Source organism: Bradyrhizobium cosmicum, assembly GCF_032290525.1.
Classification (GTDB): Bacteria; Pseudomonadota; Alphaproteobacteria; order Rhizobiales; family Xanthobacteraceae; genus Bradyrhizobium; species Bradyrhizobium cosmicum_A.
The window spans coordinates 30,152-49,776 of record NZ_JASXTA010000025.1 but is presented as its reverse complement, the minus strand read 5'-3'; the positions used below and the strand labels follow the sequence as shown (position 1 = coordinate 49,776).

Below are 19,625 nucleotides of genomic sequence, written 5' to 3'. Positions count from 1 at the left end.
GCGGTGCTCTCGTGCCGCATGTCTGGAATTGGACCGCCTCTATTTCCAATCGTCCGCAACAGGCTTTCGGCGCCGCAAGCTTGCCGCGATTTGAGAGATTGCAACATGCCTCGCAGGGCTTGTCACAATTTCGGGCCTGTCGTTGGACGCACGGCTTCTCAGGGTTTCCAGAACCAGGAAGAATTTTTCGGCTAGCATGGTCAAGCTCGCTGACGCCTTCATCTCGTCGGTCGGCGACGAGATTCGCAGTGAATTCGACCACTTGCGGCGTCGGGTAGCAATTTAATTCGGATGTGCATGCCGGATTGTGCCTTCGGCGCGTCGTGTGGACGATTGCTCGCTTTGGCCCAACGTTACTGTTCATCGCGGACCGCTCCGGCTATATGGTGTCCCTTGTCATTTAACTGTCATGTCACCGCAAATGTTGAAGTCAGACGCACCGCCTTCCCACAAGACTCCGAGCGCGCGGGGCGGAACTCCGGTCCCGAAGGACAGCAAGCGAACGCAACACGCCGCCGGCTTCCTCAGGCAAGGCGAATCCGGTGAGCCTGGTGCGGGATCGACGCTGATCGCGGACGCTGTGGTTGATCAGGAGGCGTCGCAAAGCGCGACTTCTACGCTGGAGCCGTCTCTGCCAAGCCTCGCCACGCGTCCCGCGGGCGAGATCGAATTCAAGCTGCTCGTCGATGCCGATCGCATGGCGCATTTCAACGCCGCGCCGGTCATCGCGGCCAATGCGCGCAACAAGGGCACGCGCAAGCATCTCAAGTCGGTCTACTACGACACGCCGGAGCGCATGCTTCGGCGCAATGGCCTGAGCCTGCGCGTGCGCCAGAACGGCGCGCGCTTCGTGCAGACCGTGAAGACGGACGCCGCGGACGATCCGCTGCGCCGCGGCGAGTGGGAGGCGAACGTCACCTCGCTTGCGCCCGATCTTGCTCTGGCGATGCCGTTCATTCCCGAGAAGCTTCGCAGCCAGCTCGAAACGCAGCCGCTCGAAGCCGTCTTTACCGCCGACATCCATCGCCGCGCGCGCATGATCGATCTCCCTTCCGGCACCGTCGAGATCGCCTTCGACCAGGGCGAACTGACGGCCGGTGACCGATCGCTGCCGGTAAGCGAGATCGAGCTGGAGCTCAAGAGCGGCAGCGCCAGCACGATTTACGACCTCGCGTTGCGCCTTGCGGAGCACGGGGCGGTGAAGCCGTCGATCCGCACCAAGTCGGCGCGCGGCTTTGACCTCGCAGCCGGCCGGCCGCCCTCGGCCCGACGCCCGCGCAAACTTCGCCTCGATCCGTCGGTCACGCTCGACGAGGCCTTTGCCACGATCCTGCGCTCTTGCTTCCTCCATCTGCTGCAGTCGCTGCCGGCCGCCGAGGACGGGCGCAATCCGGAAGGCGTGCATCAGCTTCGCGTTGCGCTGCGCCGGCTGCGATCGGCGCTCGACCTGATGCGATCGGTTGGCGCGCTCGATAATCTCGACGCGCTGCGCCTGGAAGCAAAATGGCTGGCGCAGGACCTGTCCGCTGCGCGCGATTGGGATGTGTTCCAGCTCGAGACCTTGCCGACGATCGCAAGGGCCTGCCCTTCGATCGCCGGCTTCGATGCGCTGGGCCGGGTTGCGGCCGAGTGCCGGTCGGACGCCTATCGCAAGGCGCATCATGCGCTCGCCGATCGCCGCTGCGCCGTGTTCCTGATCAACCTTGGCGGCTGGATCGAGACGCGGGGCTGGCGCAACCACATCGCCGCCGAAGATCTCGGCCGGCTCATTGAACCCGCCGTGAACTTCGCCCAGCGCACCCTGTCGGAGCAACATGCCAAGGTGCTCAAGCGCGGCCGCCGCTTCAAGTCGCTGTCCGTGGAAGAGTTGCACCGGGTGCGGCTCGCGACCAAGCGGCTGCGCTATCTCGGCGAGTTCCTGCTACCGCTGTTCGCGGATCGCAAGTCCGCCAGAAAATTCTCGCGCCGGCTCGCCGGCTTGCAGGAGGAGCTTGGCGCCTTCAACGACATGGCGGTTACGGCGCCGCTGCTCGACGGGCTCGGCGCCGAGGCGCCCGACAGCGCGATCGCGGCTGCGGCCATCGCCGGCTGGCAGGCGCGCGCATCGGTCGGCGTCCAGCCTTCCTTGCAGAAAACCTGGCGCGGTTTCACCGCCGCGCGCGTACCCTGGTCGCGGCAGGCGCAGCAGGATTGACGGCCTGTGCCCCCCAAAAAGTTGCGGCCAGCCATTGGGGGATGGCTGGCCGCGCGCGAACCGGTCTGGGACGGGGAGGGGTGGGGATGTGACCGGGTCGCGTATCTCTTTGCTTCGAACTACTGATCTCGTGCGCTGGCGGTCGAGACCGCCGGCTTGGTATCGCCGAGCGAGACCCAGACGTTGGGATCGCTCTGCGACTGGCGCTTGACGAAGCGGTAGCCGGTCTCCGTCCAGGCGACGACGTTCTCGTTCTGATTGTCGAGAACGAACTCGCCCTTGTCGGTCTTCACCGTCAGTACCGCGTGTCCTTCACCCTTCTTGTCACGCACCACGGTGATGAGCAGGGCCTCGCGCGGCCAGCCGGCATCGATCAGCATCTTGCGCTTCAGCAACACGTAGTCTTCACAATCGCCGTAGCCGTCGGTCGGCAGCGACCACTTCTCGATCACGCCCCAGTGCTCCTGGTCGGTCAAAGGCTTGACGGTCTCGTTGACCCAGCGATTGACCTTGACGAGGTCGCGCCATGCAGGCTGCGACATCACGATGTCGCGCGGCTGCGTCGGTGCGCCCTGGCACTGCGCGGCATGGTCCGCACAGAATTCGACCCAGCCGATCGGCGCACGCGTGGTGTCGCCGAGGCTCGCGTAGAGCAGACGGCCTTCGCCGGCCTGCGCTGCCGCGCTGATCCCGAAGAACATGGCGGCCAGCGCCAGTCTCTTCCCCTGTCCCCTGAAGTCCAACATTGCGGCCCCCGTTTCTTGTTGGGACCACATTGCGCAGGGAGCTTTTGAGTTGCCGCTAAGTCAGTCAAGTCAAGTCGAGACGAATACAAGTAAAAGGCGCCGCGAATTCGATCTATACTTGAATCGAATTCGACTAAAATTTGAGAATACTGCAATTGATTCGAATTTTAGCGGTTAACGCGGAAAGGCTGGCGGAACCGCCGTTTGCGCGCATAAAGGGCGGTGCGTTAACTCGCGCGAGGCGGTCGCGGATACGAAAAAAGGCGGCGTCCGCATCGCGGAGGCCGCCTTTGGGGCAGGAAATTCATTGGATTCGGCGCCGTCGCGCTTTACCGCGCGGTAACGCTCTCTTCGAGAGTCTCAATCGGCTGCGCGTGGACGAACTCGAGGGCGAAGCCGTCTTCGAGGTTTCGGACCACGCGGCCCTGGACCCGGCCGAGCAGAACCATCGATTTCAGCGGCGGACGGTTCTCCGCCGCGATGGCGGCGCCCGACAGCGACAGGTCGATGATGCGGCAGGTCATCTTGGTGCCGTCCTCGAGTGTCAGCACCGCGATCGGGTTGCGCGGCACGATGCGGTCGTGGCGGCGGTCTTCCGGCAGGTTGAGGATGTCGCGGTTGGCGAGCCAGGTGAGCTGGGCGGCGAGCTTGTCGCGCTTGCGCGGCGTCGCACCGACCGTCATGGCGAAGCCGTTGTCGATGATGCGGGTGATCTTGCCCTCGACGCGGCCGATATGGTCGAGATAGGCCACCACGCGGTCGCCGACATTGCCGATGCCGGGCGCCAGAAGCGCCAGGCCCCCCGGCGACATATTGATCACCTGGCAGGGGAATTCGCGGCGGTCCGGCAGCATGTAGCGGCCGAGCAGGTGAACCTTCACCCGCTGGAAACGCCGACGTTCCTCGGCGGCCGGAAGAAATTTTTTGTTCGCCAACGCCATTTTCACAACCCGACCCCCCGCCTGGCGGAGTCCGGGACGACCCTAAGGTGCACAGGGTTAATGCCGCGTTATGATTTCGCGCGCTGGTTACGGACAGACACAATGCGCTCGAAAAGCCACATCAGCGGCGGGCAGGCGAGCACCGTCAGCGCACCGAGGTCGAGCGCGACCGCCGCGGTCCCGGCCGATTTGGCGAGCCGGCCGGCCACCGCCGGCCCCAGCATCATGGCGGCATAGAACAGGGTGTAGAACACGCCCATCCCGATCGCCCTTGTCTCCGGCACGAGCACGCGGGCGGCGAGGCTCATGATCGGCCCGGCCGGATGGCCGCCGACCAGGCCGATCAGGACGAGGATGGTGACCACGGCATCGGATCGGGTCAGCCAGGCCAGCAGTCCGGCCACCGCGATGCTGGCCGCGATCGCCAATATAAAGGGCTGCTTGAAGCGATCGGCCAGATAGCCGCCCGCCGGCACCGAGATCACCGACAGCCACATCACGACGCTGATCGCCGATCCCGCCGCTGCAATGCTCCAGCCGCGTTCGGCGAGCAGGGAAGGGCCGAACGAGAAGATCATGGCAAAGCCGACATTATAGAGGCCCCAGATCAGGCCCGCGACGATCACCGCCAGCAGGGCGAGAGGATCGAGACGGGCCGAACCGGTCGCGCTTGTCGTCGCGCCCGGTGGCGGCTGATAGAACAGGATCAATCCGATGCCGATTGCGGTCAGCGCGCCGGCCGCCAGGAACACGGCGCCGGCACCATAGGCCGTGCCGATCGCCGGCAGCACCAGCAGCGAGATCGCAACGCCGGCCGGCCAGGAGTTGACGAAGATCGCCATGGCGGTGGCGATCTCTTTTCCGGCGAACCAGTCGGTGCCCATCTTGGTGAGCTGCACCGTCAGCAGCACGCCGCCGGCGCCGGAGGTGAGCCGGCCCGCCATCTGCCAGCCCCAGCTATCGGTGGTGGCCATGACGAGGCTGCCGGCGGTCATCAGCAGCAGCGCCGCGATCGTCGTCGGTTTGTCGCCGAGGGCACGGCCGATCGCGCCGCCTGGCAGCGCCAGCACAACGCCGGGCGTGAAATAAAGACCGATCAGGATGCCGATATCGGCGAGCCCGACGCCAAAGGTCTGTTGCAGCAGCGGCGCGACCGCAGCCACGCTCTGGAACTGGAACGCGATGGTAAGGCGTACGATGAACAGGATCGCAAGAATGCCCCAGCGATTGCGCAACGCCCGATCTCCCCAAGCCCTGTGTCGAGGGTGCGGTGAGGAGGGGCCGGAGTCAACCGGCTGCCGTCCTCATCGCGCGCCGGCAGAGCAGATACAGCAGCGCCAGCAGCACTGCGGCCGAGAGCCCGAGCGACCAGTGAATGCCGATCGCCGCGCCGACCAGTCCGACGGTGATGCCGCTGAACGCCCGCATGCCGAGCCCGGCCATATTGTAGAGGCCGACGACGCGGCCGCGGATATCGTGCGGTGCGTTCAGCTGCACCAGCGCCTGCGCCATGGTGTTGAACGACAGCTCGAAGAAGCCGGCAAAGAACAGCAGCACGATCGCGACCGGATAGATCCGCACCACGGCAAAGCCGAGCAACGCCACGCTCCACAGCATCGCCAGCGTGATCGCGGTGCGCGGCGTGCCCTTCAGGCGTCCCCAGGATTCCAGCGCGATGCCGGCGAGCAGCGCGCCGCCGGCATCAGCCGCGAGCAGCACGCTGTAGGAGACGCCGGGATCGCCATGACCGAGATCGCCGGCAAAGCCCGGCATCTGGGCGTGGTAGGCATTGCCGATCATGAAGGAGGTGAGGCCCGCGAGCCACGTCATCGCGGTCAGCACCGGCTGGGTACCGATGGCGCGGATGGTCAGCTTGATGTCGGCAAGGCCGCGCACGGCAAAGCGCCGCACCGCCACGCTCTTGTCACGCGCCGGCGCCCAGAACAGCCAAAGCAGCATCGGCAGATAGAACAGCGTGTTGAAGATGATGCCATGCGAGGTGCCGAGCGTCAGCATGATGATTCCGCCGACCGCAGGCCCGACCAGAATGCCTAGATAGCGCGCCATCGCGTTCAGCCGCACCGCGCTTGGAAGATCGGCGGGGCCGACGAGGTCGTAGAGCAGCAGCTGGTTCGGCGTCTGCCACAGCACGCCGGCGCAGCCGTGGATCACCAGCAACAGCATCGCGTGCCACATCTGGATCGTATCGGTGATGAAAAAGAAGCCCCATCCCGCCGAGGCCACGATGAACAGCAGCATGCCGCACTGAATGATGCGGCGCGGATCGATGCGGTCCGCGAGCCCGCCGACCGCGACCGAGAACAACAGGAACGGCAGCCAGTGCGACAGCACCGCAAAGCCCGCCAGCGCCGGCGAATGGAATTTCTGGAACACCACCCAATAGCTGATCACATGCTCGATATTGTCGGCCATCATCGCCAGCACGTAGGCGATGAACTGCAAGCGATAGGGCACCGACTTCATCGCCGCGAACGAGCCGGACGCGGCGACGGGATTTTGGGGCAGGGGGTTCAAGTGATCACCTGGGTGGGACTCTCGCGCCGTGCCTACACGTTCGCCGGTGAGCGCTCAAGACACTTGGGTGTGTTGGCTCCGTAGCCCGGATGGAGCGCAGCGCAATCCGGGAACGCCGGTCCCGCATTCGCTGTGCTCCATGCGGGCTGCGAAGCAGCGCATGCGGCTCCTAGACGAATGCCAGTCCGGCTGCGATCAGCACCATCGACCCGAGCGTGATGTTGAGCACGCGCTCGCCCTTCGGCGACAGGACCAGTCCTCGCAGAAAGACCCCGACATAGAGCCAGACGATGTCCACTGCGATCATCACCGCGACCAGCAGGACCCATTTGGCGGCAGCGTCGTGCTGCGCGCTATCCTTGATCAAGGTGTATGACGCCAGCAGGGACGCGAAGGCCAGATAGGCCTTCGGATTGGTCATGCCCAGGAGAAATCCCGCCGCAGGCGAGGCATGCGCTGCGCTGCTTGCCTTGGCCGAATCTCCGACGGGAGACGATGCGATCTTGTAGGCGAGATAGACGAGGTAAACCGTGGCGGCGATCGTCATCACGCGTAGCGCGGACGGGAATGCCGCCAGCAGCGAAAACAGTCCCGTGGCCGTCAGGCCGGCGGCGATTGCCAGACCCAGCTGAAGTCCGAAGAAGTACGGCAGCCCGCCAACGAAGCCGCGGGCGCGGCCGATCGCGATGAGGGCCGCGATCGCGGGACCTGGCGATCCCAGCAACCCCACGGCCGCGGTCAGGAAGATGCCGAGCGCGACCATGTCCATTGCGAAGCCCCCTCCGACGCGGTGGTCGGTCTGTTTTTTCGACAGGTCATCCCCTACAATCGCGGAATGGAAAAGAACAGTCTCTACGATCGCCCGGACCTGTACGACTTGATGGCGCCGCGAGATCCGGTCCTCGAACGCTTCTACATAGAGACGGCGCGCGAGCGGGGCGGTCGCGTTCTCGATCTTGCGTGCGGCAGCGGTCGGCTGACCATTCCGCTGGCACAGGCGGGATTTCAGGTCGTTGGGGGTGACTTGTCGCCGGAGATGCTGGAGCGCGCGCGGAGCCATGCCAGAGCGCAGGCGATCGAGCTCGATCTGGTCCAATTGGACATGCGGGACTTCGATTTCAAAGGACGCACTTTCGATACCATCATCGTCGCCATGAATTCGATTCTGCACCTGCACAGTCTCGACGACTTCCGAGGCTTCTTCGGGTCGGTCGGCAGGCACCTGTCGCAGAAGGGCAGGCTGGCATTTGACGCGTTCCTGCCGAATATCGCCATGCTCAATTCCGATCCAGACAGGCGCGAACTGATTGGCACGGTGGTCGACGATGCGCTTGGGCCAATTACCGTCGAGGAAACCGCGAGCTACGAGCCGCTCACGCAAATCAGGCATGCGAATTGGTATTGGTCGAGCGAAGCAGCGAAGGACTTCTGGAAAGTCCGTTTGCAAATGCGCAGCATCTTCCCGCAGGAGATGCCGTTGCTCGTGGCCTCAGGCGGCCTGCGCCTCATCGAGCGCTTCGGTGATTTCGATCGCAGTCCGCTGGTGACGGGAAGCATGCGGCAGGTGTGCGTCTGCGCTCCTGCGCCAGCGTCTTGACATAAACCGCGTACGGCACGCCCAAGATATCCGGCGCCTAGTCCTGCTCGAATTGCGCGAAGCCGCCAGAGCGACGCGCACGATCGCTTTCGCATCCACCGGCTGATGGTCACGCAGCATCGGCGAGGTCCTTTATGTCCTTGTAGCCCGGATGGAGCGCAGCGCAATCTGGGACCGCTATCCCGCATTCTGCTCGCTCCATGCGGGCTACGAGACTGTCCGCTTGGCACGACCGCACATCTCACATACGCTTCGTCCAAGCCCGCACCAATCAATCATAACAGGCGGGCACCGAGGAAACAGCGATGGAATCCATCCGCGTCTGCACCCACGCAGGACCGGGCTCAGAGCCCGTCATCCGCACCGTGCCGTGGCCGAAGATCGGCCGCAAGGCCGCGCTGATCAAGGTCGGCGCCTGCGGTGTCTGCGGCACCGATTTGCACATCCTGAAAGGTCATTGGCCGAAGCCGCTGCCCTGGCCGTTCACGCTCGGCCACGAGCTCGGCGGAATCATCGTCGAATGCGGTGACGAGTTCGCCGAGGATTTCATGAGCAAGCCGCTGACGGTCGGCTCAAAGGTGATGATCCCGCCGCTGATGCCCTGCGGCCGTTGCTATTACTGCATCCACTACCCGCAAGTAGCCAACAAGTGCCTGACGCCGGTCTATTACGGCCGCTATCTCGGCTTCGACAAGGCGCCGCACATGTGGGGCGGCTGGGCCGAATATGTCTATGTCGATCTCGAGATGCTGCCGGGCACCAAGATCTACAAGCTGCCCGACGACATGTCGCTGCGCCTCGGCGCGCTGTCGGAGCCGCTGACGTCCTGCATCCGCGCCTTCAACCGCGCCAGCCGCGCCGGCGGTTTTTCCTGGGGCGATACGGTGGTGATCCAGGGCTCGGGTCCGATCGGCATTCTCGCGGTCGCGGCCGCGCAGGAGATGGGGGCGGGGCGCGTGATCTGCGTCGGCGCGCCGGAAGAACCGCGGCTCAAGCTCGCCCGCGAGTTCGGCGCGGAGGCGACGGTCAACATCGAGGAGATCAAATCGCCCGAGGCGCGCATCAAGGCGGTGCGCGACATCGTCGGCGGCTTCGGCGCGGATCTGGTGATGGACTGCTCGGGCCACCCCACCGCCGGCCCCGAAGGCATCGAGATGCTGCGCGACGGCGGCACCTATGTCGAGATGGGGCAGTTCACCGACGCCGGCTCGATCGAGACCTCCTGGCACCGCATCTGCACCAAGGACCTCAATGTGCTGGGATCCTGGGGCTTCACTGCAAACGATCTTCCGCTCGGCGTCGACATGCTCCACCGCACCCGTGACAAATATCCGTGGCTGAAGATGCAGACGATCTATCCCTTCACGGAAGAAGGCGTCGCGCAGGCGGTGAGGGACGCGATGGCGATGAAGACAGTGAAGTCGACCATCGTGCCGTGGCCGGAACTGGTGGAGTGAGGACCTAGCCCGGATGCGGGGTGGTGCAATCCCGATTCTCGTCCTTGGCTCCCCGTATTCCGCTACGCTTTATCGGGCTACGTGCGGGCGGTTGGAATAAAGGACACGACGATGGACGAGCAGACATCCCACCCAAACCGACCCTCCCCCTTCCACGCCATCCGCGCGATCGACTACACCGTCATCTTCGTGCGCGATATGGCCGCGATGCGCCGCTTCTACGAAGACGTGCTCGCCTTATCCCTGCTGCGCGAACTGTCGCCGAACTGGATCGAGTACGGCTTGGGCAGCAACACGCTGGCGTTGGCGAAGCCGAGCCGGACGGCGGCCGATGCGCCGGTCCCGGCCGGCAGCGCCTCGCTGCAACTCGCCTTCAAGGTGTCCGCAGCCGAGGTCGATGCATGCGCCGACGAGCTGGTGCGACATGGTGTGGCGCTGCTGTCGCCGCCGACGGATCAGGCCTTCGGGCATCGGACGCTGTTCTTCCGTGATCCCGACGGCAATCTATTGGAGGTCTACGCGGAGATTTGAGAGCTGCGCTCGAAGCTGCCGGTGGCCGCGAAAATCGACCGCTTTGGCGCAGCATCTCGCTATATGCAGCAAATCGGCCCGAAAACGCTGGATGTAGTAGGTCAGGAGGCCGGTAAGCTTATTGTCGATGTCGCCAAAGCCATGCGTCATAGGCATGGTGATTTGCCCGCGCTTGGCGTAAAGAGCGTCCAAATCAAATCACCACGCGTGCGGCCGGACCATTTGCCGCCTACGCAGCTTCAGGTCGCGCGGCTCGACGTTCCGCGCCTGGACCAACCAAGGTTTTATCCCGTGTCTTTCCCGACTATGAGTCCGCCGCTCGCCCGAGCTTTGGCCGAGCGCAACTACGATCGTCCGACCCCCGTTCAGCTCGCCGTGCTTGCGGACGAAGCCGCCGACCGCGACCTCCTGGTTTCGGCCCAGACCGGTTCCGGCAAGACCCTCGCTTATGGCCTCGCCATGGCCAAGGATCTGCTCGGCGACGCCGAGCGATTCGGGCAGGCCGGTGCGCCGCTCGCCCTGATCGTGGCGCCGACCCGTGAACTCGCCTTGCAGGTTCAGCGCGAGCTGGCATGGATTTATCAGCACGCGGCTGGGCGTGTCGTCTCCTGCGTCGGCGGCATGGATCCGCGGCGCGAGCAGCGCGAGCTTGCGGCCGGCGCTCACATCGTCGTCGGCACGCCCGGCCGGTTGTGCGATCATTTGCGCCGGGGCCGTCTCGACATCTCGGAATTGAAGGTGGTCGTCCTCGACGAGGCCGACGAGATGCTCAATCTCGGCTTTCGCGAGGACATGGAATTCATCCTCAAGACCACGCCGGAGACCCGCCGCACTTTGCTGTTCTCGGCGACGTTTCCGCGCGGCATCGTGGCACTGGCCAAGCAATATCAGCAGCAGGCATTCCGGATCGAGGTCGCCGGCGACGAAGGCGGTCACGCCGACATTGAATACCGCGCCATCCGGGTCTCTCCGGGTGACGTCGAACACGCGGTCGTCAACGTGCTGCGCTTCTACGAGGCGCCGAGCGCGCTGGTGTTTTGCAGCACGCGCGACAACGTCAGGCATTTGCAGGCGGCGCTGCTGGAACGCGGCTTCTCCGTCGTCGCTCTCTCAGGCGAATTGACGCAGAACGAGCGGACCATGGCGCTGCAGTCATTGCGGGACGGACGCGCCCGCGTCTGCGTCGCGACCGACGTCGCCGCCCGCGGCATCGACCTGCCGAGCCTCGACCTCGTCATCCATGCCGATCTGCCCAACGACGCCGAAGTCATGCAGCATCGCTCGGGCCGTACGGGGCGCGCGGGCCGCAAGGGGACGAGCGTGCTGCTGGTGGTGCCGGCGCGACGGCGGCGCGCCGAGCTGCTGCTGAATCTCTCGGGCATCGACGCGGTCTGGGGGATTGCACCGCAGGCAGAGGAAATCCGCAAGCTCGATCATGAGCGCATGAAGGACGTGCTGTTCACCGAGGAGACGACCGCCGACGATCTGGTGCTGGCGCAGGCATTGCTGGCCGAGCGGCCGGCCGAGGATATCGCCGCCGCGCTTGCGCGGCTTTATCGCGCGCGGCTGCCGTCGCCCGAGGACATCATCGATCCCGGCGAGCGAACCAGCCGGCCGCGCGACGATCGCGGTCGCGACAATGTTCGCACGCCGCGCGACGATCGGACGCCGCGCGACGATGCCCGCAATTCCCGCGGCGATGATCGCGCCGGAAGGCCTCGACCCAAATCGGGAAAATCGTCCTCGAAACATGGCATGGCCGATGGCAGCGTCTGGTTCCGGGCCAACATCGGACGGAAAAAGAATGCGGAAGCGCGCTGGTTGTTGCCGATGATTTGCCGCCGCGGTGGCATCGACAAGGGCGACATCGGCGCCATCAAGATCATGGACACGACGACCGAGTTCGAGATTTCCGAGCGGGTCGCGGACTCCTTCGCTGCCAAGATCAAGCGTCCGGACAAGGAAGACAATATCCGCCTCGAGCCCATGGCGGATGCGCCGCAGCGGCAGGCGCCTTCGGAAGAGCGGTCACACGCGCCGCGGCGAGGGAGCGGCGATACCGATCATCGTGAACGTCGCGACGATCGCCCAAGCGATGCAGGTGGATTCAAGCCGCACGGCAAATCCCACGGTGAGCGCGCGCCGAAATTCAGCGAAGCACCGGCGTTCGGAAAGAAAAAGAAGCACAAGAACAAGCCGGGCCACGCCGAGCCTTCGATCACGCCGTGGCCAGCGACGGGTGCACCCGGAAAAAAGAAGGCGAAGAAAAAGCATCGGGGTTGAACCGCGCCTGACGGCGCAGACGGCAATGATGCCGCCGGATTGCACCGGCGGCATCATCTGAAAAGTCGGATGAGCTCAGCGGCCACCGCCGCCGCCGCCACCACCTCCGCCGCCGCCACCGCCGGCGTCACGCAGCGCCGAATTGTAGCGCGGATCGGTCTGCTTCATGTAGGTGGGCGAGGTGTCGTGAGTGAGGCTGACGCGGCCCCGGCCGCCCGGCGTCGGCGTCTCGATCAGGATGCCGCAGCCCTCGAAGAAAGCGGCATCGCAGCCATAGGTCCGGAGCTGCGCCGCGTTGGCACTGGTCGCGCTGAATGCGGCCGTTGCAACGACTGCAATCAAGGCAAGTTTCGACAATGTGGGTTTCATGGAAATTCTCCAGTCTCGGTTCGGCGAGACCGGAACGGCCCGCACACACCTTCGACGGGGCCCGGTCGAAGCCGGTTCGAGCAGCCGGCATCACGCCCCCGTGAGCCGCGCCGGCCGGGCAGGGACGTTACGTCGCAGCGAGGTCACGCAGCATGTAGGTCGCAGCTCCGCCATAGGATGCGAGCTTCGCGCGCAATTCCGCATCCGCCGTGACGGGCCGAAAGCCGAGGGCCTCCCACAGCGGCTGCGTGGCGTAGACCGAGACCAGTGCGAGCGTCGCGACGTGTGATGCGCGCGCCAGCTTCTCGATGTTGGCAACATAGTCGCGCGCGACGCCGCCGCGGAACTCTGGCAGCACGGCGACATCGTGCACGTAAAGGCAATCCGCATCCTCGGGCAGTTTCTGCAGAAAGTCGTCCAGCGGTGGAATCCGATGCTGCTTCCACGGATGCGCGAGCCCGTAGCCGGTATCGCATCATCCGCGATGAGCACGCGGCAGCCATCGGGACAGAGCCGCATCTTCTCCGCGAGCGCGTCGGGGCGCTCAGGAAGATCAGGATGGATCCGCTCCGCGATCGCGACGATCGCGGGGAGGTCGGAGGTGCGGGCGGGCCGCCAATGCGGTTTGCTCATGTTGATCCGTCTCACATCTCATTTATTCCGCCGCATTGATGCGCGCGGCGAAAAATATCCTTGTTGCCGTCTCGGGAATACCACGCCTGGCGCGGCGTCCTACCTCGTGCAAGCCAATTACACGACAGGAGATACCATGACGTCCTCGATCCGCCTCGCGCTCACGCTCGCAATGTCGCTCGCGATTGTCCCCGCCGCCTTCGCCGCGCCGCCGACCAAGACCGGCAAGACCGACAAGGGCACCGTCCTCACCGACACCAAGGGCATGACGCTCTACACCTTCGACAAGGATTCGGACGGCAAGTCGGCCTGCAACGGCCCGTGTGCGACGAACTGGCCGGTGCTGAAGGCCGAGGGCAGCGATGCCGCTGGCGACGGCTACACCGTCATCACCCGCGACGACGGCTCCAAGCAGTGGGCTTACAAGGGCAAGCCGCTCTACACTTTCGCGAAGGACCAGAAGCCCGGTGACGTCACCGGCGACGGTTTTCTGAACGGCGCCTGGCATCTGGCGATGCCGTGATGCATTGATGAGCGGCCGGTCATCGCTGCTGAAAGCGATGTCCGGCCCTGCAGCCGGCATCAAGCGCCTGATGGCGGGACGGTAGGTTCGCTACCTCGATCCGCATTACTGAATCGCTCGTCGACCTTAAGTTGGCGCATCCAATGGCGGCAACTTCAAAGACGCGGAATGCTGCCTGCGCCGCTGCGTCGCATCAATCGAACTAATTGAATTCGAGAGTCTGAAAGCGAACCGAAGCTTCGACTTTCGTCCGGCATAGTTGGCTTCGGCAGGGGGCGAGAGCTGCATATCCGCAGCAGCATCCCACCATTGTGAGAGTAGGAGCACTGGTGTCCCGGTGCAGCACGCATCGAGACACGTCGGGGAGTCTTCAATCCATCATCTAGTTTCGCTTGAAAGGATGAATGCCCGTGAGTGATGCCAATGTGAACGCCGAAACGAATGCCGCTCCGCAGAACGGAGTTGCCAGCGGAAGTGAAAAGCCCAAAGTCGACATGCCGTTTTTCGACATCCGCGCGATCTTCGGCGGTTTCGCCGAGCCAGCAGTCACGCGAGCCAAGGCAAATTTCGAGCAGATGAAGGAGGCTTCGGAGGCGGTCACCGCGGGTCTCTTCGACGCCTGGTCGGCCAACGCCAGGCGTGCTGCCGATTACGGCACCAAGGTCATCGAAATATCCAATGCTAATACGAGCTCGGCGCTGCAGTTCTTCGGCCAGCTTGCGGATGCGAGGTCGTTCGCCGATCTCGTGAACCTCTCCAGTACCCACAGCCGGAAGACCTTCGAAGCGGCTTCCGCCCAGAACCGGGAGCTTTGGCACCTGGCTCAGGAGGTCGCGACCGAGACGGCCGAGCCAATCAAGAAGAGCTTCAGCCGGGTTCTGCACAAGGCTGCTTGAATCGAGGCTTCTGGCCGCGTGGATCGGCTGGACGAGCGTCTCCGCAAGAAGATACGCCGTCCGGCCGGTGGTGGCCGGTCCCTCACTGTTGAGGTGATGCCAAGCTGGAGGAAGTCAGGATGGGTATGGTGATGATCAAATGCCCGGAAACGGGTAGCGCAATTCCGACCGGCATCGAGATGGACGGCGAAAGGTTTCGGTGCAGTGCGGTGTTCTTCTCGCGCACCTATTGCCGGATGTGCGCAGCGACGCACGAGTGGTTCGCCCGAGAGGCCTGGGTCTATGAGCCGGCCTTGGTGTACCGGAAGTCCGGTCGCGGCCAGCCGTTCGGCGCCGGCGCAACGTGAAGGAGCCTTGGCGCATCCTGCAAAACGATCCGATCGATCCTGCGGCTCATCACCTTGTAGCACTCGCATGCGACGATCTCGAGCCGCCGCCTGTCGATCTCGAGTTGGCCGCGCCGACTGGATTTTATGGCCCTTGATGTTCGCAGTGCGCTCACGGCGTGAGTAACCGTGGTGCGCCGGACGCCGAGCAATTCCGACAGCGTTTCTTGCGTCAAGGGCAGGATATCACCATCTTCCGTCCGATCGTGAATGTGAAGCAGCCAGCGGGCCAGACGCGCTTCGACGGAGTGCAGCGCGTTGCAGGCCGCGACATGCTGGAATTGCGTCATCAGCGCTCTGGAGAGAAGCTGAACGGCTTTTGCTATGGCGGGATTGCGTTCGAGCGCCGCGTGAAATCGTGCGGGCGAGATCTGCAGTGCGGTCCCGGCCACGCGGACAACCGCGGTCATGGGTGACCGTCCCGGGCCAAACGCCGTCATAAGGCCGACGGCCCCGTCGTTGCCGATCACGGCGGTTGCGGCGGTCTGTCCGTTCGGCAACTCCATGATGAGGGCGACTGCGCCGCTGCACGGGAAGTAAAGGTGTTCGATCCGATCGCCCGAGTGAACGAGCACTGCGTCGCGCTGGATAGGTACTTTCCGCAAATGCGGCGCAAGCAAAGCGAAGTCGGCCGGTGGTAACGCAGCTAACAGACGATTACCAACTCGAGGCGCGTGCTCCATCACGGGAATCGTCCCTCGACGGAGGCCAGGCTAGCAAACGCATTGTCTCCAGCCGAGCCGCGTTGCCGTGCAAACAGCTGTCCGGTAGAAAGGCGAACGCACCGCAGCAGGTAAGGTTCCAATGATCGATCGCATGCCTGCGCCGGCCCGCATCTGACTGCCGTTTATTTAGCAGGCGGAGGGACCCGTTTGCACACCCAGGGCGAACGGCACGAGGGTTGCTCTACCGCAGCCCCTCATACACCATCAGCCCGCGTGCGATCTGCAATTTGCGGATCGCGCGCGGCAGCAGTTTCTCCGGCTGATGCAGATAGCGCCAGGAGGTGAGGGTGAAGGCTGATAGCGCGCCGCACTCGTCGTCGAACGGCGCGAGCACGCCGGTGACGCTGACCGGCGTGTGCGGGCGGGCGTTGAAGGGCAGCAGCAGCAGCTCGAGATGCGCCTTGCTGCCGTCCTCGCGCATGGCGGTGACGCCGGCGATGGCGCCGAGCGTCTCGTCGGCAACGATGGTCGTGATCTCCTCGATCTCGCCGCGGCTGGCCTCGTCGAACAGCGCGGCAAAGCTCGCATCCTTGAGGTCGGTCCCTGCAAGCGCGCAGACACGCGTGCCGGCGACGCGGAACGGGAAGCCGAGGCTCGGCTCGCAGGACAGCACAAAAATGTCGCCGAGCAGCCCGCGCACGGCAGCCGGATCGATATCGGCCCGGTCAGGGGCCCGCGCACTGCCGCGCTTGTTGTCCCAATACGCGAAGAACGCGCGGCTCGACGGATGTTTCATGACTGAACGCTCGCCCCGGGGAGCAACCTTGCGGGACAAACCTGTCCCGCTTCAGTGCACCCGCGATCCCTTTCGTTGTTGTGCAGGAGGGGATTTGCAGCGTCCATGCCGCGGGGGTGTTTTCGCCCCCCTTGGCGCTGCCTTTGCGTCGTTAACGTTAAATTAACTATGCGCTTTCGGTTCGCCGCCCCGCTGCTATGGTGATCGCGGTCGCAAGCCTCGCCGCTTCTCCAGGTTCTCGGCGGGGCCTGTACACGGGCGTCAAACAGTTTGGCCACGGGCCGGGGAGGGGTGGGGATACACCTTATTCCTTGTGGTACCGGAAGGCCGACACGGACAGGCAGGGCTTTCCCAGGGCCCTGCCTTTTCCGTTTGTGCACTTGCGCAAGACCGGCAAAGGCGACTATCTCCAAACCTACCGCTCCGATCGCGCTGAAAGCGAAGCTGCCTTGGATTCCCCGCAAAATTCTCCGCCGCACGATTCTTCGCCGCAGAATCCTCGGCTGGAGCTGCCGGCCGCCGCCGTTGAGGAGGCTCCGCGCGAGCCGATCCTGACGCTGCCGTTGGCGCTGACCGCCTATATCGTCCTGCTGGCGGTGATCCATCTGCGGATGCTGCTGCCGCCGGAGCTCGAGAACTGGACCATCGACGTCTTCGGCTTCATCCCGAAGCGCTACGATTCCTCGCTGCTGAATTTAGAGATCCCGGGCGGCGGCGGCGCCAAGGTCTGGACTTTCGTCACCTATTCGCTGCTGCACGCCAATCTGACCCATCTCGGCTTCAACGTGCTGTGGCTGCTGCCGTTCGGCAGCGCGCTGGCGCGGCGCTTCGGCGCCGTCAGGTTCTTCCTGTTTCTCGCGGTGACGGCGGCGGCCGGCGCGCTCGCCCATCTCGTCACTCATGAGCACGCGGTGGCGCCGATGATCGGCGCCTCGGCCTCGGTGTCGGGCGCGATGGCGGCGGCGATCCGCTTTGCCTTCGTTCGCGGCAGCTTCCTGTCGTTCAGCCGGTCGGACGCCGATACCGCCGCAAGAGTTCCGGCGCTGCCGCTGTCGCGCGCGCTGCGCGACGGACGGGTGGTCGGCTTTCTCGCGGTCTGGTTCGGCGTCAATATCATCTTCGGCGTCGGCGCGATCGGGGTGGATTCCGAGACCACGAGCGTCGCCTGGCAGGCGCATATCGGCGGCTTCTTTGCCGGCCTTTTGCTGTTCGCGCTGTTCGATCCCGTGCCGCGCGTGCGAAACGATGCTGCGGATGCGTCATCACAGGACGTTTCGGACCGTATTTGAAGCGGCGCTTGCGGCGCGGCCCGAATTCATCCATCATTCCCGAGAAGAATGTTCCGAAGCGACAAGCTGCTAGCGGCGATGCTTCGCAAAGCGCACGAGCGTGAAACCGGCGCTGAAACTGTTAGTTGAAGACTCGCGAACAAGTCCGGACCGCCAAAGGTGGACGGCTCGGATTCAGGGAGGCGACAATGACGGTACGTTCCATTCTCAATACCAAGGGCCACCAGATCATGAGCGTCGAGCCGGACGCGAAGCTGGCCGCCGCGATCAAACTGCTCGGTGAGAAGAAGATCGGCGCGGTGCTGGTGATGGACCAGAGCCGGCTGGAAGGCATCCTGTCCGAGCGCGACATCGTGCGCGTGATCGGCGAGCGCGGCGCCGCCGCGCTCGAGGAGCCGGTGTCTCAGGTCATGACCCGCAAGGTCGTCACCTGCAAGGAAACCGACACGGTCGCCGAACTCATGGAGATGATGACCACCGGCAAGTTCCGCCATCTGCCCGTTGTCGATGGCGGCAAGGTGGTCGGCCTGATCTCGATCGGCGACATCGTCAAGCGTCGGGTGCAGGAATACGAGTCCGAGCAGGAAGCCCTGCGCGACTACATCAAGACTGCCTGATCAGCCCTGCTGATCGGCTTTGGGCGCGGTGCCCTCGGGCGGCGGTGCCAGCGTATGGATTGCCTCCTGGATGGAGTCCAGTGCACGCTCGGCGGCGCGGGTGCCCAAGGCGATGAGTTCCTCGGAGCGGTGGAAGTCGAACCAGCCGAACTGGCCGATCCGCGGCGTGATCAGCAGATCCGGCGGATCGCCGGCGAGGCGGGCGCGGGTGATGCGGTCCTGCATGATGTTGAAGGCGTCGACCATCACTGAAGAGAGGCCGGGTCGGGCGCTGCCGCCGCCGAAGAACTCGCGCTTGACCGTCTTCTCGGGCGAGAAGAATCTCGGGAAGCGCCGCTTTGACGTCGTCTCTTCGGTCACAGGGATCACCGGTTCAGGCATCGCGCCGTGCGAATAGACCGTCGTCGAATAGGTGAAGATGTCGCTGGACAGATTTGCGGCGATGACGATTTCGGCGCCGAGCGCGCGGGCGGCCGAGACTGGCACCGGGTTCACCAATGCGCCGTCGACCAGCCAGCGGTCGCCGATCAGGACCGGAGAGAAGATGCCGGGCAGGGCGTAGGAGGCGCGCATCGCGTCGACCGCGCGGCCGCGCGTCAGCCAGATCTCGTGCCCGGTGCGAACCTCGGTCGCGACGGCGGCGAACTTGATCGGCAGGTCCTCGATCGGGGTCTGGCCACAGGCTTCCTCCAGCCGGGTCGCCAGCTTTTCGCCGCCGATCAGGCCCGAGCCGTTGAGGCGGATGTCGAGATAGCCGAGGATGTTGCGCATGCCTTGCAGGCTGCGGCCCCATTCTTCCAGCGTATCGAGCCGGCCGGCGGCATAGAGGCCGCCGACCACCGCGCCGATCGAGGTGCCGACCACGACGTCTGGCACGATTCCGTTGGCGAGCAGGGTCCTGATGATGCCGATATGGGCGAAGCCGCGGGCGGCGCCACCGCCGAGCGCAAGGCCGATGACCGGCCGGCGGATGCTGCCCAGCCCAACTTTCTCACCATTGGAGCCGTTCGTGCCCCGACCCTTCAAGATATCCAGCACCGAATCTCTCCTACCCGGGCCAGCCCTCACACCAGAGGAGGCACCGTACTTCCGCTCCGCCAGAACGAGCCAAGCATGGTTCATACCGTTCTGGAAGCTGGGGGCAGGAGTGTGGCGAGAGCCGGTTGC

General features: G+C 64.6%; 18 protein-coding genes and 1 pseudogene. 9 read left to right on the top strand and 10 right to left on the bottom strand.

The window, feature by feature from the left end; translation table 11 throughout:
* Positions 1-421 precede the first annotated feature (421 nt).
* Positions 422-2,194: a CHAD domain-containing protein gene (locus tag QSV46_RS32800; protein ID WP_314961185.1), complete on the top strand. Its 1,773-nt coding sequence runs from the start codon at positions 422-424 to the stop codon at positions 2,192-2,194.
* A gap of 119 nt (positions 2,195-2,313) precedes the next feature.
* On the opposite strand, the gene QSV46_RS32795 is transcribed toward QSV46_RS32800, so the two are convergent.
* The 5 genes from QSV46_RS32795 to QSV46_RS32775 all read right to left on the bottom strand — a co-directional run bounded on the left by QSV46_RS32795 (position 2,314) and on the right by QSV46_RS32775 (position 7,185).
* A complete protein-coding gene (locus QSV46_RS32795) occupies positions 2,314-2,940 on the bottom strand; it encodes a transglutaminase-like cysteine peptidase (RefSeq protein ID WP_314961183.1) in 627 nt (208 codons plus the stop codon).
* 329 nt (positions 2,941-3,269) lie between these two features.
* On the bottom strand, positions 3,270-3,881 hold the full coding sequence (locus QSV46_RS32790; protein ID WP_314961181.1) for a PilZ domain-containing protein: 612 nt from the start codon (positions 3,879-3,881) through the stop codon (positions 3,270-3,272).
* 68 nt (positions 3,882-3,949) lie between these two features.
* Positions 3,950-5,116, bottom strand: coding sequence for a CynX/NimT family MFS transporter (locus QSV46_RS32785; protein ID WP_314961179.1), 1,167 nt, complete (start codon positions 5,114-5,116; stop codon positions 3,950-3,952).
* A 52-nt stretch (positions 5,117-5,168) separates the two neighbouring features.
* A complete protein-coding gene (locus QSV46_RS32780; RefSeq protein WP_314961176.1) occupies positions 5,169-6,416 on the bottom strand; it encodes an MFS transporter in 1,248 nt (415 codons plus the stop codon).
* Between the two features lie 169 nt (positions 6,417-6,585).
* Positions 6,586-7,185 (bottom strand): LysE family translocator, encoded by a 600-nt coding sequence (locus QSV46_RS32775; protein ID WP_314961174.1) that lies wholly within the window; start codon positions 7,183-7,185, stop codon positions 6,586-6,588.
* Between the two features lie 66 nt (positions 7,186-7,251).
* Here QSV46_RS32775 and QSV46_RS32770 point away from each other — a divergent pair, with 66 nt between their 5' ends.
* The 4 genes from QSV46_RS32770 to QSV46_RS32755 all read left to right on the top strand — a co-directional run bounded on the left by QSV46_RS32770 (position 7,252) and on the right by QSV46_RS32755 (position 12,284).
* Positions 7,252-8,013: a class I SAM-dependent methyltransferase gene (locus tag QSV46_RS32770; protein ID WP_314961172.1), complete on the top strand. Its 762-nt coding sequence runs from the start codon at positions 7,252-7,254 to the stop codon at positions 8,011-8,013.
* A gap of 305 nt (positions 8,014-8,318) precedes the next feature.
* Positions 8,319-9,470 (top strand): zinc-binding dehydrogenase, encoded by a 1,152-nt coding sequence (locus QSV46_RS32765; protein ID WP_314961170.1) that lies wholly within the window; start codon positions 8,319-8,321, stop codon positions 9,468-9,470.
* A gap of 111 nt (positions 9,471-9,581) precedes the next feature.
* The gene (locus tag QSV46_RS32760) at positions 9,582-10,001 is read left to right on the top strand and encodes a VOC family protein (protein ID WP_314961169.1); all 420 of its coding nucleotides are present in this window, start codon (positions 9,582-9,584) and stop codon (positions 9,999-10,001) included.
* A gap of 306 nt (positions 10,002-10,307) precedes the next feature.
* On the top strand, positions 10,308-12,284 hold the full coding sequence (locus tag QSV46_RS32755; RefSeq protein WP_314961416.1) for a DEAD/DEAH box helicase: 1,977 nt from the start codon (positions 10,308-10,310) through the stop codon (positions 12,282-12,284).
* 75 nt (positions 12,285-12,359) lie between these two features.
* Here QSV46_RS32755 and QSV46_RS32750 read toward each other — a convergent pair whose 3' ends face one another.
* Positions 12,360-12,653 carry a hypothetical protein gene (locus tag QSV46_RS32750; protein ID WP_314961168.1) on the bottom strand — a complete coding sequence of 98 codons (294 nt, stop codon included), beginning with the start codon at positions 12,651-12,653 and terminating at the stop codon, positions 12,360-12,362.
* Between the two features lie 127 nt (positions 12,654-12,780).
* A pseudogene (locus tag QSV46_RS32745) lies at positions 12,781-13,286 on the bottom strand (GNAT family N-acetyltransferase).
* 136 nt (positions 13,287-13,422) lie between these two features.
* On the opposite strand from QSV46_RS32745, the gene QSV46_RS32740 reads away from it, so the two are divergent.
* Complete coding sequence (locus QSV46_RS32740; protein WP_314961167.1) at positions 13,423-13,809, top strand: hypothetical protein; 387 nt, start codon at positions 13,423-13,425, stop codon at positions 13,807-13,809.
* A gap of 404 nt (positions 13,810-14,213) precedes the next feature.
* On the top strand, positions 14,214-14,705 hold the full coding sequence (locus QSV46_RS32735; RefSeq protein ID WP_314961165.1) for a phasin: 492 nt from the start codon (positions 14,214-14,216) through the stop codon (positions 14,703-14,705).
* Positions 14,706-14,985: 280 nt separating this feature from the next.
* Here QSV46_RS32735 and QSV46_RS32730 read toward each other — a convergent pair whose 3' ends face one another.
* Both QSV46_RS32730 and QSV46_RS32725 read right to left on the bottom strand, forming a co-directional pair.
* Entirely contained in the window at positions 14,986-15,777 is a 792-nt protein-coding gene (locus QSV46_RS32730; RefSeq protein ID WP_409997241.1) for a Crp/Fnr family transcriptional regulator, read from the bottom strand.
* A 220-nt stretch (positions 15,778-15,997) separates the two neighbouring features.
* Positions 15,998-16,552 (bottom strand): PAS domain-containing protein, encoded by a 555-nt coding sequence (locus tag QSV46_RS32725; protein ID WP_314961163.1) that lies wholly within the window; start codon positions 16,550-16,552, stop codon positions 15,998-16,000.
* A gap of 449 nt (positions 16,553-17,001) precedes the next feature.
* Here QSV46_RS32725 and QSV46_RS32720 point away from each other — a divergent pair, with 449 nt between their 5' ends.
* Both QSV46_RS32720 and QSV46_RS32715 read left to right on the top strand, forming a co-directional pair.
* Positions 17,002-17,841, top strand: coding sequence for a rhomboid family intramembrane serine protease (locus tag QSV46_RS32720; RefSeq protein ID WP_409997240.1), 840 nt, complete (start codon positions 17,002-17,004; stop codon positions 17,839-17,841).
* 188 nt (positions 17,842-18,029) lie between these two features.
* Complete coding sequence (locus QSV46_RS32715) at positions 18,030-18,458, top strand: CBS domain-containing protein (RefSeq protein ID WP_314961161.1); 429 nt, start codon at positions 18,030-18,032, stop codon at positions 18,456-18,458.
* Here QSV46_RS32715 and QSV46_RS32710 read toward each other — a convergent pair whose 3' ends face one another.
* Complete coding sequence (locus QSV46_RS32710) at positions 18,459-19,496, bottom strand: patatin-like phospholipase family protein (protein ID WP_314961159.1); 1,038 nt, start codon at positions 19,494-19,496, stop codon at positions 18,459-18,461.
* Positions 19,497-19,625 lie beyond the last annotated feature (129 nt).

Coding starts and splice junctions, on each gene's coding strand:
- QSV46_RS32755 (WP_314961416.1), top strand. CDS start 10,308: ATGAGTCCGCCGCTCGCCCGAGCTTTGGCCGAGCGCAACTACGATCGT.
- QSV46_RS32775 (WP_314961174.1), bottom strand. CDS start 7,185: ATGGACATGGTCGCGCTCGGCATCTTCCTGACCGCGGCCGTGGGGTTG.
- QSV46_RS32725 (WP_314961163.1), bottom strand. CDS start 16,552: ATGAAACATCCGTCGAGCCGCGCGTTCTTCGCGTATTGGGACAACAAG.
- QSV46_RS32735 (WP_314961165.1), top strand. CDS start 14,214: ATGCCCGTGAGTGATGCCAATGTGAACGCCGAAACGAATGCCGCTCCG.
- QSV46_RS32765 (WP_314961170.1), top strand. CDS start 8,319: ATGGAATCCATCCGCGTCTGCACCCACGCAGGACCGGGCTCAGAGCCC.
- QSV46_RS32750 (WP_314961168.1), bottom strand. CDS start 12,653: ATGAAACCCACATTGTCGAAACTTGCCTTGATTGCAGTCGTTGCAACG.
- QSV46_RS32800 (WP_314961185.1), top strand. CDS start 422: ATGTTGAAGTCAGACGCACCGCCTTCCCACAAGACTCCGAGCGCGCGG.
- QSV46_RS32715 (WP_314961161.1), top strand. CDS start 18,030: ATGACGGTACGTTCCATTCTCAATACCAAGGGCCACCAGATCATGAGC.
- QSV46_RS32795 (WP_314961183.1), bottom strand. CDS start 2,940: ATGTTGGACTTCAGGGGACAGGGGAAGAGACTGGCGCTGGCCGCCATG.
- QSV46_RS32770 (WP_314961172.1), top strand. CDS start 7,252: ATGGAAAAGAACAGTCTCTACGATCGCCCGGACCTGTACGACTTGATG.
- QSV46_RS32740 (WP_314961167.1), top strand. CDS start 13,423: ATGACGTCCTCGATCCGCCTCGCGCTCACGCTCGCAATGTCGCTCGCG.
- QSV46_RS32790 (WP_314961181.1), bottom strand. CDS start 3,881: ATGGCGTTGGCGAACAAAAAATTTCTTCCGGCCGCCGAGGAACGTCGG.
- QSV46_RS32760 (WP_314961169.1), top strand. CDS start 9,582: ATGGACGAGCAGACATCCCACCCAAACCGACCCTCCCCCTTCCACGCC.